General features: G+C 26.4%; 13 protein-coding genes. All 13 read right to left on the bottom strand.

Going from position 1 to position 13608, the window contains the following annotated elements; genetic code table 11:
• Positions 1–11: 11 nt before the first annotated feature.
• Positions 12–2024, bottom strand: a complete 2013-nt coding sequence (gene ligA / locus RDY08_RS00890; RefSeq protein WP_307904561.1) for an NAD-dependent DNA ligase LigA — start codon at positions 2022–2024, stop codon at positions 12–14.
• Between the two features lie 69 nt (positions 2025–2093).
• A complete protein-coding gene (locus RDY08_RS00885) occupies positions 2094–3785 on the bottom strand; it encodes an AAA family ATPase (protein WP_307904560.1) in 1692 nt (563 codons plus the stop codon).
• Between the two features lie 48 nt (positions 3786–3833).
• Entirely contained in the window at positions 3834–4232 is a 399-nt protein-coding gene (locus tag RDY08_RS00880) for a hypothetical protein (RefSeq protein ID WP_307904559.1), read from the bottom strand.
• 274 nt (positions 4233–4506) lie between these two features.
• Positions 4507–5826, bottom strand: a complete 1320-nt coding sequence (der, locus tag RDY08_RS00875) for a ribosome biogenesis GTPase Der (RefSeq protein ID WP_307904558.1) — start codon at positions 5824–5826, stop codon at positions 4507–4509.
• Positions 5823–7541, bottom strand: coding sequence for a YgiQ family radical SAM protein (locus tag RDY08_RS00870; RefSeq protein WP_307905466.1), 1719 nt, complete (start codon positions 7539–7541; stop codon positions 5823–5825). The genes der and RDY08_RS00870 overlap by 4 nt, the downstream gene beginning before the upstream one ends.
• Positions 7542–7677: 136 nt before the next feature.
• Complete coding sequence (gene rpsR / locus RDY08_RS00865; protein ID WP_307904557.1) at positions 7678–7914, bottom strand: 30S ribosomal protein S18; 237 nt, start codon at positions 7912–7914, stop codon at positions 7678–7680.
• Positions 7915–7928: 14 nt separating this feature from the next.
• Complete coding sequence (locus RDY08_RS00860) at positions 7929–8324, bottom strand: single-stranded DNA-binding protein (protein WP_307904556.1); 396 nt, start codon at positions 8322–8324, stop codon at positions 7929–7931.
• Positions 8325–8332: 8 nt separating this feature from the next.
• Positions 8333–8620 (bottom strand): 30S ribosomal protein S6, encoded by a 288-nt coding sequence (gene rpsF, locus RDY08_RS00855; protein ID WP_307904555.1) that lies wholly within the window; start codon positions 8618–8620, stop codon positions 8333–8335.
• Between the two features lie 88 nt (positions 8621–8708).
• Complete coding sequence (ftsZ, locus tag RDY08_RS00850) at positions 8709–9809, bottom strand: cell division protein FtsZ (protein WP_307904554.1); 1101 nt, start codon at positions 9807–9809, stop codon at positions 8709–8711.
• 19 nt (positions 9810–9828) lie between these two features.
• Positions 9829–11103 (bottom strand): cell division protein FtsA, encoded by a 1275-nt coding sequence (gene ftsA, locus RDY08_RS00845; RefSeq protein ID WP_307904553.1) that lies wholly within the window; start codon positions 11101–11103, stop codon positions 9829–9831.
• Positions 11104–11115: 12 nt separating this feature from the next.
• Entirely contained in the window at positions 11116–11802 is a 687-nt protein-coding gene (locus RDY08_RS00840; protein WP_307904552.1) for a cell division protein FtsQ/DivIB, read from the bottom strand.
• 42 nt (positions 11803–11844) lie between these two features.
• Entirely contained in the window at positions 11845–12714 is an 870-nt protein-coding gene (locus RDY08_RS00835) for a D-alanine--D-alanine ligase family protein (RefSeq protein WP_307904551.1), read from the bottom strand.
• Positions 12715–12734: 20 nt separating this feature from the next.
• Complete coding sequence (murB, locus tag RDY08_RS00830; RefSeq protein WP_307904550.1) at positions 12735–13580, bottom strand: UDP-N-acetylmuramate dehydrogenase; 846 nt, start codon at positions 13578–13580, stop codon at positions 12735–12737.
• Positions 13581–13608 lie beyond the last annotated feature (28 nt).

Genomic DNA, 13608 nt, shown 5'->3' with positions numbered 1-13608 from the left:
ATCATTCATATTTATATCATTTTAAAAAATTCATCTTCATTAATAATTGGAATACCTAATACCTCTGCTTTTTTAAATTTACTTCCTGGATTTTCTCCTACAATTAAATAATTTAATTTTTTACTTACACTCGAAACATTTTTTCCACCATTTTTTTCTATTATATCTTTTAATTCACTTCTCTTATAATTTTTTAAAGTTCCTGTAACTAAAAATGTTTTCCCAATTAATTTTTTTAAATCTTCATCTTGATTATCTTTTTCTAAAAATTCAAAATTAAGTCCAATCTGTTTTAATTTTTCTATTATTTCTCTGTTGTTTTCATCTTGAAAAAATTTAATAACTGATGAAGCTACCTTTTCTCCAACACCATCAATTTCCAAAAGCTCTTCTTTGCTCATCTGCATTAAAAAAACTATATTTTTACTATAATTTGACAAAGTATCTGCTAAAAATTTACCAACATAAGGAATTCCTAAACTATATAAAACTTTATTGTACTCTCTAGTTTTACTTTTGTTTATACTTTCTAACAAATTCTCTATACTTTTTATTCCAAAATTTTCCATTTCAGAAATTTCGTTAAATTTATCTTCTAATTTATATATATCACAAATATTTTTTATATACCCTTCATTTATAAATCTTTCTATTAATTTAGGCCCTAACCCCTCTATATTCATAGCATCTCTTGATACAAAATATTCTATTTTTCTTTTTAATTTTTCAGGACAGCTATTATTCACACATTTTAGGGCAACTTCATTTTCATCTTTATATAATTTTTCTCTACAAGAAGGACATATAGTTGGCATCTCTACTTCTTTTTCTTCTCCTGTACGAAGTTCTATTACTGGTTTTACTACTTGTGGTATTATTTCAGCTGCTTTTTCTACAAAAACTATATCACCTATTCTTATATCTTTTCTCGCTATCTCTTCAAAATTATGCAACGTTGCCCGCCTAACCATTGACCCTGATATTCTTACAGGTTCTAAATTAGCAACTGGTGTTATTACTCCTGTTCTTCCTATTTGATACGTAATGCTTATTAATTTCGTAGTAACTTGTGTTGTTGGAAATTTATAAGCTATTGCCCATCTAGGACTTTTAGTTGTATATCCTAATTCCTCATAGAACATATATTCATTAACTTTTATAACTAAGCCATCTGTTTCATAATTCAATTCTTTTCTTTTTTCTTCCCATTCTTTTATAAAATCTGTTATTTCAAATATATTATTTACTATTTTATAATTATCATTAACTTTAAATCCTAACTTTTTCATATATTCCAAACTTTGTGAATGTTTTTCCAAATTATAATTTTCAGAATTCACTAAATAATATACATAACAATCTAATTCTCTCTCTTTTACAATTTTACTATCTAATTGTCTTAATGTACCTGCTGCTGCATTTCTTGGATTTGCAAAAACTTCTTGTCCTTTTTCAATTCTTTCTTTATTTATTTTTTTAAATTTATCCAAAGGTAATATTACTTCTCCTCTTACTTCTATATTTATATTTTCTTTTAAATATTTTGGTATCGAATTTATTTGTAATATATTTTCTGTAACATCCTCGCCTATTTTCCCATCTCCACGAGTTACACCCCTTTTAAGCTTTCCATTTTCATAATTCAAACTAATTGATAAGCCATCTAATTTCAGTTCCAAAACATATTCTATGTTATCTCGTTCTATTATTTTTAATACTCTATCATTAAAATTTTTTATATCATTTATTCCATATGTATTAGCTAAACTTAACATTGGAACTTTATGCTCTACCTTTTTAAATTTACTATTTTTATCCAATTTTCCCACTAATTGAGTTGGAGAAAATTCATTTATTAATTCTGGATATTCTTTTTCATATTTTTCTAATTTTTTTGTCAACATATCATATTCATAATCTGATATTATAGACTCATCTTTTGCATAATAAAAATAATTATACTTATCTATTAATTCTCTTAATTCCTTTATCTCGCTTAATATTTTTTCAGATATATCTTTCACTCTTTTTCCTCCAAATAATAAATTACCATATTATTTTAATTTTATCTTTTATTTTTTATCTTTTATCTTTTAATTATCTATTATATTTTCTAAGTTACTCACAATTTCAAGTTCTTTTCCTTCAAATGCAATACCAACTTTTATTACCTCTTCTACTCCATAGCTTTTTATCTCTTCTTCGTATTTCTTAAATTCTATCTGTTTTATCCCTCTTTTGGCACTATCTACTAAATCTTTATCTACATCTTCATCATATTTCTTAAATTCTATTACTATTCCCTTGTCTTTTTTATCTCGTGGTATTAACAATAAATCCGCTCTTCCTAATCCACTTTCTCTATTACTTTTTACTACATATTTTTTATTTAAGCTTACTATCATTCCCAATATTAATCCATGATAAAATCTTTCTGGTTCATCTCCTTTTACGTCAAAATAGCTTAATGTTCCCATCACTAACTTCTTAAAATCTTTTTTAAATCCTTTTATTTTCCCTAATATTAGCTTTTCTAATATATTTTCTATATCTATATTTTTATCGTCTAATATGTTCCTTAAAATTTTTCTATAGAATCCTTCTGTTTCTTTATTTGGTATTTTTAATTTATATATACTCTCTTCTACTTTTTCTACCCATTTCAAATATCCACTAAATAAAAATAGTGTCCAGACATAACTTTCATTTTCTGTTGATAAATCATTATATATCATAGCTTCTTCTATTGAACTCTCTATAGTTTCGCCTGATAATAACAATTCTATTTTCTTTTTTATACTCACATTCCCTTTTCTTATTAAATCTTTTATTAATTTATTTCCACTTGTATTCACCCAATATGGCTTTATCTTCCCTTTATTATCTACTAAATTTATTATTGAAAAAGGATTATATATCCCCACTCTTCCAAAATTATAACCATCATACCAAGTCATCACATCTTTTTCTTCATATTCTAAATTATAATATTTTAATATATCTTCCATTTCCTCTTTTAACATTCCAAATTTATCATTAAACAACTCATCTAATATTGTTGATACCTTTAAATTATTTACTCCTGTAAATATACTCTCTTTTGATACCCTTGTTATTCCTGTAAGAACACCTTTTTCCAAATACTTATTATCTTTTAATCCGCTTCCTAACAAATTACTCATAAACATTATGAACTCTTTGTAATATCCATTCAAATAACTTTGTTGAATTGCTGTATCGTATTCATCTATTATTAATATTACTTTTTTTCTATAATATCTATACATATATTCTGATAATTTTTTTATACTACTTTCATATAATTGATTATTTTCATCCAAATTCATTATCTTATTATAAACATTTTTTTCTACATCTTTCAATATTTTATCATTTAATAAATAATCATGCTCTATATACAGGCTGGATAACTCCATTTTCATTTTATTCATCATAGCTTGTATATCTAAAGCTTTCATATCTTTAAATGTTAAATATATCACTGGATACTTATTCATATATTCTTCTATTATCTCTTTATCTTTATATATTTTTAAATTCTTGAATAGTTCACTATTCTCTTCTTGTATATTAAAAAAATATTTCATCATTGATTGATTTAAAGTTTTCCCAAATCTTCTAGGTCTTGTTATTAATATTACTTGTCCACTGTCTATTACATCTTTTATAAACATACTTTTATCCACGTAATACATATCTTTTTCTATTACTGTTTTAAAATCACTTATCCCTATTGGTAATCTCTTTTTTTTATTTTTCTCCATAAGATATATTCACCTCATTTCCAATCAAAAATTAATTTTATTTATCTTTTACTTATTAATTATCTTTTCCTCTCTCGTTCTCTTTTCTATCTGTTTTACTTTTTTATCTATTTCATTTATTTTAAATTCCATAGAACTCAAAATCCAAAATTGAAAATGGTTAAAACGTTGTTGTGAATGTATCATAAAAGCAATTTTAATAGAGACCAAAAGTACACCTATTTCTAATGATGTAAATGCTGGTAATAAATGTATTGTCATCTCTAATAAAAATATAACCAATATTATCCCCAGAAAAACTATATTTATTGTCATATCTAATTTAGAGTATGCTTTTCCACCAATATTCCCTATTATTTTTCTAATTCTTTCTTTATCTCTTTTGAAATCCTCTAATTCTTGTAATAGATCATCTTCTATCCCTTTGAAATTACTTTCTTCTTTCATTTTAAAAGCCCCTTTCTTTTATAATTTCTAATAACAATTTTTTTATAACCTTTAATATATCTATTAGTTATTATATTTCTAAAAGATGATTTCTAAAATCTATTTTTATACAATAATTAATTCTTTAAGGAACGTTTAAAAAATAATGTTCTCATATTTTGTTATAAAAACGCTTAAAGAACATTTAAAAAATATTTTTTTATATTTTGTTATAAAAACGCTTGAATCATTGCGTATTTTATAACAAAATGGGAATGTTATTTTTAAGCCATTCCTAATCATCTTTTCCTTTTCTTCTTACTGTAAATTCAATTGGACTTCCTTCAAATCCAAAAGCTTCCCTAATTTTATTTTCCAAATATCTCAAATATGAAAAATGCAATAAATCAGGATTATTAGCAAATAACACAAACTTCGGTGGAGCTGTTCTAATTTGAGTTGCATAATTTATTTTAACTACTCTTCCTTTTCTTGTTGGTACAGGATTTAACATCATGGCTTCTTTTAATACTTGATTTAAAACACCTGTTGTTATTTTCTTTGTATATTCTGCAAATATCTGTTCAGATTTTTCTATTAATTTTAACACTCTTTGACCAGTTAATGCAGATATAAATATTACCGGTGCATAACTCAAGAATGGCAATTGATCTTTCACTTCTTTTTCATAATCTTTCATTGTATAATTATCTTTTTTTACTAAATCCCACTTATTTATAACTATTATTATTGGCTTTTTTTCTTCAAAAGCAAGTCCAGCAATTCTTTTATCTTGATCTGTAACCCCTTCTTTTGAATCTATTAACACAAAACATATATTTGCTCTTTTTATTGATTTTATGGCTCTTAACACACTATAATATTCAAGCGATTCCTCAACTTTAGATTTTCTTCTTATTCCAGCTGTGTCAATTAACACATAACTATTTCCATCATATTCAAATTTCGTATCAATTGCATCTCTTGTAGTCCCAGCAATATTACTTACAATTGTTCTTTCTTCTCCCATTAACTTATTTACTAATGAAGATTTTCCTACATTTGGTCTTCCTATTACTGCAATTCTTAATCCTTCTTCCTCTTCTATTAATTCTATATCTTTAAATTTTTCAATTACCAAATCCAAAAGATCCCCTAAATTCTGTTTATGTTCACCAGATATAGCAATGAAATTTTCAAATCCCAATCCATAAAATTCATATACTAATTCACTATGTTTCTCTAAATTATCTATTTTATTTACTGCAAGAATTACATGTTTATTTTTTTTCCTTAATACATATGCAACTTCTTCATCTAATGCCGTTACTCCTGCTTGTCCATCTACTATAAATACAACCACATCTGCTTCTTCAATTGCAACTTCTGCTTGATATCTAACTTTACTCATAATATAATCTTTTGTATTTGGCTCTAATCCTCCTGTATCCACAAGTAAAAATTCATGCCCACTCCACTCTATATCTCTATATAATCTATCTCTTGTTACTCCTGGTACATCTTTTACTATTGCCGCTCTTTCACCTATTAATTTATTAAAAAGTGTTGATTTTCCTACATTAGGTCTCCCTACTATTGCTACTACTGGTTTCATCTTCTTCCTCCTTTTTGCACTACTATATCTTTTTGTTTTCTTTTTTTATTCATATCTTTCTCCACAAACAATTTTTCTCCTGTAAATGGATTCATTTCAGTATAATACATTAACGTCGAATATGTCATTGGAGTCGGTGTAAATATTTGAACTTGCTCTGGATTCATTCTTAATTCTTTACTTACAAATGTTTTTAATTTTTTCATCTCTTTTTCTGTTGTCCCTGGATGTGCTGCTATAAAATAATAAGTTAAAAACTGTTTTTTCCCTGTTTTTTCATTTAATTCGTAAAATTTATCCTTAAATTGTTTTAAATACTCTTTACCAGGTTTACCCATTTTATCCAACGTATTGTCTTCTATGTGTTCTGGAGCTATTTTCATTTGTCCTGACACATGATGCTCTACTATCTCTTTTAAATATTCCATTCCATACTTTTTATCTTCTAAAATCAAATCATATCTTATTCCTGATGCCACAAAAACTTTTTTTATATTTTCTAAACTTCTTAATTTTTTTAATAACTCTATCTGTTTTTTATGGCTCACTGTTAATGTCTTACACTTTTTAGGATACAAACACCTTTTATTTTCACAGCTTCCATAATTTTCTTTTTTCAAACATTCTATTTGATACATATTTGCAGTAGGTCCTCCTACATCATTTATATACCCTTTAAAATCTTTTCTTCCTACAATCTCTTTTGCTTCTTTTAGTATTGATTCTTCACTTCTACTTCTAATAGTTCTTCCTTGATGGACTGCTATTGCACAAAAATTACACTCTCCATAACACCCTCTATGAGTTGTAATAGAAAATTTAATTGTTTCTAAAGCTTTTGTTTTTCCCATTTTTTTATAAAATGGATGAACATCTCTTTCATACTCTATATTATAAATTTCATCTAATTCACTTTGCGTAAGATAATTTTGTGGTGGATTATGAATTAAATATCTTGTATCTTGTTTTTGAATTAACCCTTTTGCAGTTTTTGGATCTTGATTAACATAAAAAAGATTAAACATTTTTATAAATTCTATTTTATCTTGTTTAACACTCTCAAAAGATGGTAATATTATATATTTATCTGTTTTCTCTATTTCATCTTCTCCATTTTTGGATATATAACAAATTCCTTTTATATTTTTAATACTTTCGCTGTTTTTTATAGCTTTTGTAAGTTCTAATACTGTTTTTTCTCCCATACCATATAATAATATATCTGCTTTTGCATCAAATAATATCGACTTTCTTATTTTTTTGCTCCAATAATCATAATGTGCTATTCTTCTTAAACTAGCTTCTATGCCACCAAGTACTATAGGTTTTCCACCTTTAAAATACCTTTTTATTAAATTAGAATATACAATTGTAGCTCTATCAGGTCTTCTATTATTTTCTCCACCTGGAGTAAAATCATCATTTCTTCTTTTCTTCTTTAATGCTGTATAATTAGCCACCATAGAATCTATTGATCCAGCTGTAACTCCCCAAAACAGCTCTGGCTCTCCTAATCTTGTAATATCCTCTGCATTATCTATATTGGGTTGTGCTATTATTCCAACTTTATAGCCTGCATTAAATAAAGTTTTTCCAATTACAGCTGCCCCTATATAAGAACTATCTATATAAGTATCTCCTGTAACCAAAATTACATCTAATTTATTCCAACCTAATTTTTTCATTTCAGCTTTTGTCGTAGGTAAAAACATTATTTTCCTCCTATAATTTACTCTCCATTATACCATAATTGTTTGAAATAAAAAAGTGTAGTTTTTTCAAAATATCAATCCCAAGAAAAATAAAAAACCGGCAAAATTAAATTGCCGATTTTCTTTATTTTAATATTTTTTAGTTTTCAACTGTATAAGGTAATAATGCAATATTTCTTGCTCTTTTTATAGCTTGAGTTAATGCTCTTTGATGTTTTGCACAAGCACCTGTAACTCTTGCTGGTGAAATTTTACCTTTATCTGACAAATATCTTTTTAACATATCTACATTTTTATAATCTATTTTTGCTTTTTTATTTTTACAAAAATCACATTGTTTCTTTTTTCTTTTTCTTGAATCATTTTCTCTTCTCATAATTCCCTCCTTCCTTAAAATGGAAATTCATCATCATCAGAAGGTTTTGAAGTTTTTTCAACTTCTGCCCCTGATGGTTGATTATCATTATATCTATCTTTAGTCCCTTTGCTTTCTAAAAACTCTATATTCCCTACTATTATTTCTGTTCTTCTTATTTTTTGACCTTCACTATTTTCATAACTGCTTACTCTGATTTCACCTTGAACTCCAGCTTTATTTCCTTTTCTCAAATATTCTGCTATTAGTTCTGCAGTTTTTCCAAAAGCAACACAATTTATAAAGTCAACTTCATTTCTATTAAATGTTCTCGCAACTGCCAAAGAAAACTTTGCAAAAGCTTTTCCGCTTTGCCCATATTTTAATTCTGGATCACTAGTTAATCTTCCCACTAAAATTGCAATATTCATCTCTTCACCTACCCTTGTTTTACAAGAATATATCTCATAAGTTTTTCATTGATATTTAATCTTTTTTCAACATCAACTAAGTTAACTCCTTCTACTGCAAACTTAATTAATACATAAAAACCTGTTGTTTTTTTATCAATGGCATACGCTAATTTTTTTTCACCCATTTTTTCTGTTATAACATCTTGAGCTTCAGCTCTTTTTAACACCTCTTCTACAGAAGTAATTACTGCATCTCTTTCTTCTTCTGTTATTTCAGGAACAACGATGAACATTAATTCGTAATTTTTTTTCATTCCTACACCTCCTCCCTATGGATTCTGCCTTATAATTTTATAAAGCAGGGACTTTTATAAGTATATCATACTTCTATATCTATTTCAACTAATTTTTTTTCCTTCTAATAAATGCAGGTATATCTAAATCTTTATATTCATCATTTACAGACATTTTTTTTGATTCTATTACTCTTTCTTCTGGCTCTTTTTCTTCTGAATTTATTCCATCTATTTCTTCTATATATTCTTTTTTATTATCTTCAAATGATGTTGCAATTACTGTTATTTTTATACTTCCTTCCATACTTTCATCTATTACTGTTCCAAAAATAACATCAGTCGTTCTTTCCCCAGCTGCTTCTGTTACTCTTTGTGCTATTTCACTAGCTTCATTAAGTGTTAAATCCATTCCACCAGTTATATTCAATAAAATTTTACTTGCACCATGAATATCTCTTTCTAATAGATTGCTTGATAACGCTGCTTCTGCAGCTACTCTTGCTTTATCTTCCCCTTCAGCATATCCAAATCCAAGCATTGCTATTCCTGAATTACTCATTGTTGATCTCACATCTGCAAAATCAAGGTTTATGAAACCTTCTGTTGTTATCAACTCAGAAATACCTTTAATTCCTATCTTTAATACGTCATCCGCTCCTTCAAAAGCATTTTTTATAGATACTTTTCTATCAGTATTTTCTAATAATTTCTCATTTGGAATAACTACTAAAGTATCAACTTTATTTTCTAATTCCATTATTCCAGATTCTGAATTTCTCTTTCTTTTTAACCCTTCAAATCTAAAAGGTTTAGTTACTATTGATACTGTTAATATATTTAATTCTTTTGCTATTTCAGCTATTACCGGTGCAGCTCCTGTCCCTGTACCTCCACCCATTCCTGCTGTAATAAAAAGTAAATCTGTCCCCTCAAGATGTTCTCTTATTTTTTCTTTATCTTCCTCTGCTGCAAGTTTTCCTACTTCTGGATTTGCTCCAGCTCCAAGACCTTTTGTAAGTTTTTCTCCTAATTGTATTTTTACTTCTGCTTTTGATTTTAGCAAATCTTGAGAATCAGTATTTGCCGCTATAAATTCTACTCCATTTATTCCGCTTTCTATCATATTATTTATAGCATTTCCGCCTGCTCCACCAATTCCAATTACTTTAATCTTTGCAACATTTTCATATACATTAATTTCTGTCATTGCTCCCCCTCCTCCAAGCTTATTCACTATCACTAAAAAATATATCAAATCCTTTTTTTAATTTTCCAATTATTACATCAAACATAGATTTTTTTCCTTCTTGCTCCTCTTCATTCAAAGATATTACTTTTCCTTCTAATGACTTTTCTACACCATATAACAATAATCCAACTCCTGTTGCATCTTCAGGCTTTAACATTTGATCTGAAAGCCCATCTTTTTTTATTGGAACTGCAAATCTTACTGGCATATCAAAATATTTTTCTGCTCGTTCCTTTAATCCTGCTATTTTAGATGAACCCCCAGTAAATACAATTCCATTATAAACCTGATGTTTTACTCCTGAAGCCTCTATTTTTTTCTCTATATTTTCTAAAATTTCTTCTGTTCTGCTATCTATTATCTCTTTTAAATGTTTTACTTCTACTTCTTTTTTTTCAGTATATCTATCATAATTAGGTATTTCCACTACTTCATCCATTTTATAATCTTCATTATTTATACTAAAATCTTTTTTTAAATTATCAGCTACTCTAGTTTCTATCCCTAAAAGTGTTGCTATATCACTTGTGAAATATTCTCCACCTAAAGGTAAAACAGAAGTATATATTAATTTTTCGTTTTTAAACACCGCTATATCTGTGGTCCCCCCACCAATATCTACTAATATAACTCCTGTCCTTTTTTCTGTATCAGTAAGAACTGCTTTTCCTGAAGCATACGGTTCTAACACCACATCTTCTACCTCAATTGATAATTTATTTACACTTTTTATTAATGCATCAATTGTATTAATCATTCCTGTAACCACATGAACTGTTCCTTCTAATTTACACCCTCTCATTCCAATAGGATTTTTTATAATACCTGAATCATCTATTCTATAATTATACCCAATTCTATGAATAACAGTCCTTTCCACTGGGACAACCTTATTTTCAGCTATATCTTCCAATCTTCTTTTATCTGCTTTTGTAATTTCTCTTGGTTCATTTTCTGATAAAGTTATTATACCTGAACTTTCGAGAGATTCAATATGTCTTCCCGCTATTCCAACAAACGCTTTTGTTATTGGAACAGATGACATTATTTCTGCTGCTTTAATTGCCGATTCTATATCTTTTGCAGCTCTATCTATATCTACTACTCTACCTTTATTTAATCCCCCATTTGAAGCACTCATACCATATCCTAGAATTTTAAATTTTTCTGTTTCTCTATCTATTTCTGATACAATTACAAATATTTTTGTAGTTCCCACATCTATAGACACTACTATATTTTGGTTATTCATATTCCACCCCTCCTACATTACAATATAATCAGAAAATCTCAAATCGATATATTTTATATTTTTTCCATCTAATTTTAATTTTTTATATAATTTTAATCCTATTAAATATTTTTCTCTATCTACATCTTTATCTATCTTAAAAATCGTTCCATCTTTTAAAATAATTTCTGGTTCTTTTTCATTTATAATTATTTCTGATACAATATTTTTTAAATTTTGAGGCAATAATTCTAATATGTTATAACCATTTCTTAATAATTTCAAATCAGAAATTGTCAAAATTATAAAATCAAAATTTTGATATTCGTTATAATTTGCATAAATCTTACAATTTTTATCTGCTATCAATATTTTTTTATTATAATTAATATATATATATGGAGTTCTTTCTTTAATTTCTATATCAATAGTATCTGGTATCTCTTTTTTTATTTTTATTTTTTCTACTCTTATATCATTATTAAAAAAAAGTTCTAATTTTTTAGTATCTATATAGAATATATTTTTTCCTTTTAACTTTTCTAATTTTTTTATAATGTCTACAGTTAAATTAGTATTTCCGGATAAATTTATATTAGTAACTGTAAAATAACTTTTTTCCAAAAAATCATATATTTTTTTTTCCATAAAAAATAGACTTATTAAAACAATTAGAAAAAAAATAGAAAAAAATTTTCTCGCTTTTTTTTTCTTATCCAATATCACTCACCCGCAATCATTCATAATAATATAACATTTTTTTTAGTTTTTTGCAATCGGTTCTATAATTTTTTTTAATAAATCTCCAAATGAATACCCTTTTAAATTAGCTAATTTTGGCAAAAGACTTGTTTCTGTCATTCCTGGTATAGTATTTACCTCTAAAAAATAAAGTTTATCTTCTGACAAAATCATATCTACTCTTATTGCGCCTTTTAATTCCAACTCTTTATAAATTATTTCTGAATATAAAACTGCTTTATCATAAATTTCTTTTTTTATTTTTGCTGGAACTTCAAATTCCGTTTCGCCTTTAGTATATTTAGATTTATAATCATATACGCCACTTTTAGGTTTTATTTTTACAACTCCTAACCCTTCTCTATTTAACACTCCAATAGTAAGTTCTTCTCCTTCTATAAATTCTTCTATTAATATTTTTTTTGACTTCAAATTATTAACAGCTTTCTCTAATTCATCTCTATTTTTACAAATATGCAATCCTATACTTGAACCTTCAAATGCCGGCTTCACAATTACTGGAAATTTTTTAACTTCTTCTATATTCATATAGCTTTTAGGTATACATATTCCTATGTTTTTTATGATTTTTTTAGTAATCTCTTTATCTATTGAAATTGCACTTGCGATGAATCCACTTCCAGTATATTTTTTACCTACTATATCTAAAAATGCCTGAACTCTTCCATCTTCTCCAAACTCTCCATGTAACGCTATAAACGCAATATCATAATCATCTCTTGTTAATTCTGAAACTATATTTTCTTTTGTTAAATTAACTTCAAAAGCATCATATCCTAATTCCAATAATTTTTTTAATACAGCTCTTCCTGTTTTTAATGAAATTTCTCTTTCTGCTGATATTCCTCCCATTAAAACTGCTATTCTCATTCCTGTTTTCTCCTTTAATTTTAATCTATTTTTTTTATCTCTTCCTTTAATTCTATATTAAATTTATCTTTTATTTTAGATTTTATTATATCTATTAGTGAAATCATATCTTTAGATTTTCCATTTCCTAAATTAACAATAAAATTGGCATGTTTATTAGCAATTTGAACATCTCCTATTCTAAATCCTTTTAATCCCACTTCTTCTATTAATCTTCCTGCATAATCTTTATCTGGATTTTTAAATACACTGCCTAAATTTGGATACTCCAATGGCTGTTTTTCAGCTCTTTTTTTTAATACACTCTCTACTACACTGTTTTTAAATCCTTTTTCTAATTTTATTTTTACAGAAGTTATTATTTTGTCATTTAATAAATTTGTATATCTATATCCAAAATCTATATCTTCTTTTTTTAAATTTATAAATTTCATATTTAAAGTGTCAAACAGTTCTACTTCTTTCACCACATCAAATATCTCTTTTCCATTAGCTCCTGCATTCATAACTAACATTCCACCAATAGTTCCAGGTATTCCTGCTAATTCTTCTATTCCAGAAAAATTATGTTCTCTCATATAACCTATTAATTCACTTGCTAACACTCCACTTTCTACCTTTATTATATTTGTAAAAACTTCTTTTATCTTTTTTAATCCTTTTAAATATATTGCCGTTTTATCTATTTTTTCATCTGAAAAAAGTATATTAGAACCTTTTCCAATAATTATAAAATTATTTCCGGTAAAAATATTTTCTAATTCTTTTAATTCATCTTTTTTTTCTATAATTATTAACTCTCTTAATTCTCCACCTATTTTTATATAAGAATATTTTTTTATATTTGCATTTTTTATTATCTGCATTTTATCTCCTAAAATATTTCTTTATTTT

Source organism: Haliovirga abyssi, from assembly GCF_030295325.1.
Lineage (GTDB): Bacteria > Fusobacteriota > Fusobacteriia > Fusobacteriales > Haliovirgaceae > Haliovirga > Haliovirga abyssi.
This window is presented reverse-complemented; position numbering and strand designations above follow the sequence as displayed.

Bases quoted from the DNA above. Each gene is read 5' to 3' on its own strand.
- RDY08_RS00885 (WP_307904560.1), bottom strand. From the start codon at position 3,785: ATGGAGAAAAATAAAAAAAAGAGATTACCAATAGGGATAAGTGATTTT.
- RDY08_RS00880 (WP_307904559.1), bottom strand. From the start codon at position 4,232: ATGAAAGAAGAAAGTAATTTCAAAGGGATAGAAGATGATCTATTACAA.
- der (WP_307904558.1), bottom strand. From the start codon at position 5,826: ATGAAACCAGTAGTAGCAATAGTAGGGAGACCTAATGTAGGAAAATCA.
- rpsR (WP_307904557.1), bottom strand. From the start codon at position 7,914: ATGAGAAGAGAAAATGATTCAAGAAAAAGAAAAAAGAAACAATGTGAT.
- RDY08_RS00860 (WP_307904556.1), bottom strand. From the start codon at position 8,324: ATGAATATTGCAATTTTAGTGGGAAGATTAACTAGTGATCCAGAATTA.
- rpsF (WP_307904555.1), bottom strand. From the start codon at position 8,620: ATGAAAAAAAATTACGAATTAATGTTCATCGTTGTTCCTGAAATAACA.
- ftsZ (WP_307904554.1), bottom strand. From the start codon at position 9,809: ATGACAGAAATTAATGTATATGAAAATGTTGCAAAGATTAAAGTAATT.
- ftsA (WP_307904553.1), bottom strand. From the start codon at position 11,103: ATGAATAACCAAAATATAGTAGTGTCTATAGATGTGGGAACTACAAAA.
- RDY08_RS00835 (WP_307904551.1), bottom strand. From the start codon at position 12,714: ATGAGAATAGCAGTTTTAATGGGAGGAATATCAGCAGAAAGAGAAATT.
- murB (WP_307904550.1), bottom strand. From the start codon at position 13,580: ATGCAGATAATAAAAAATGCAAATATAAAAAAATATTCTTATATAAAA.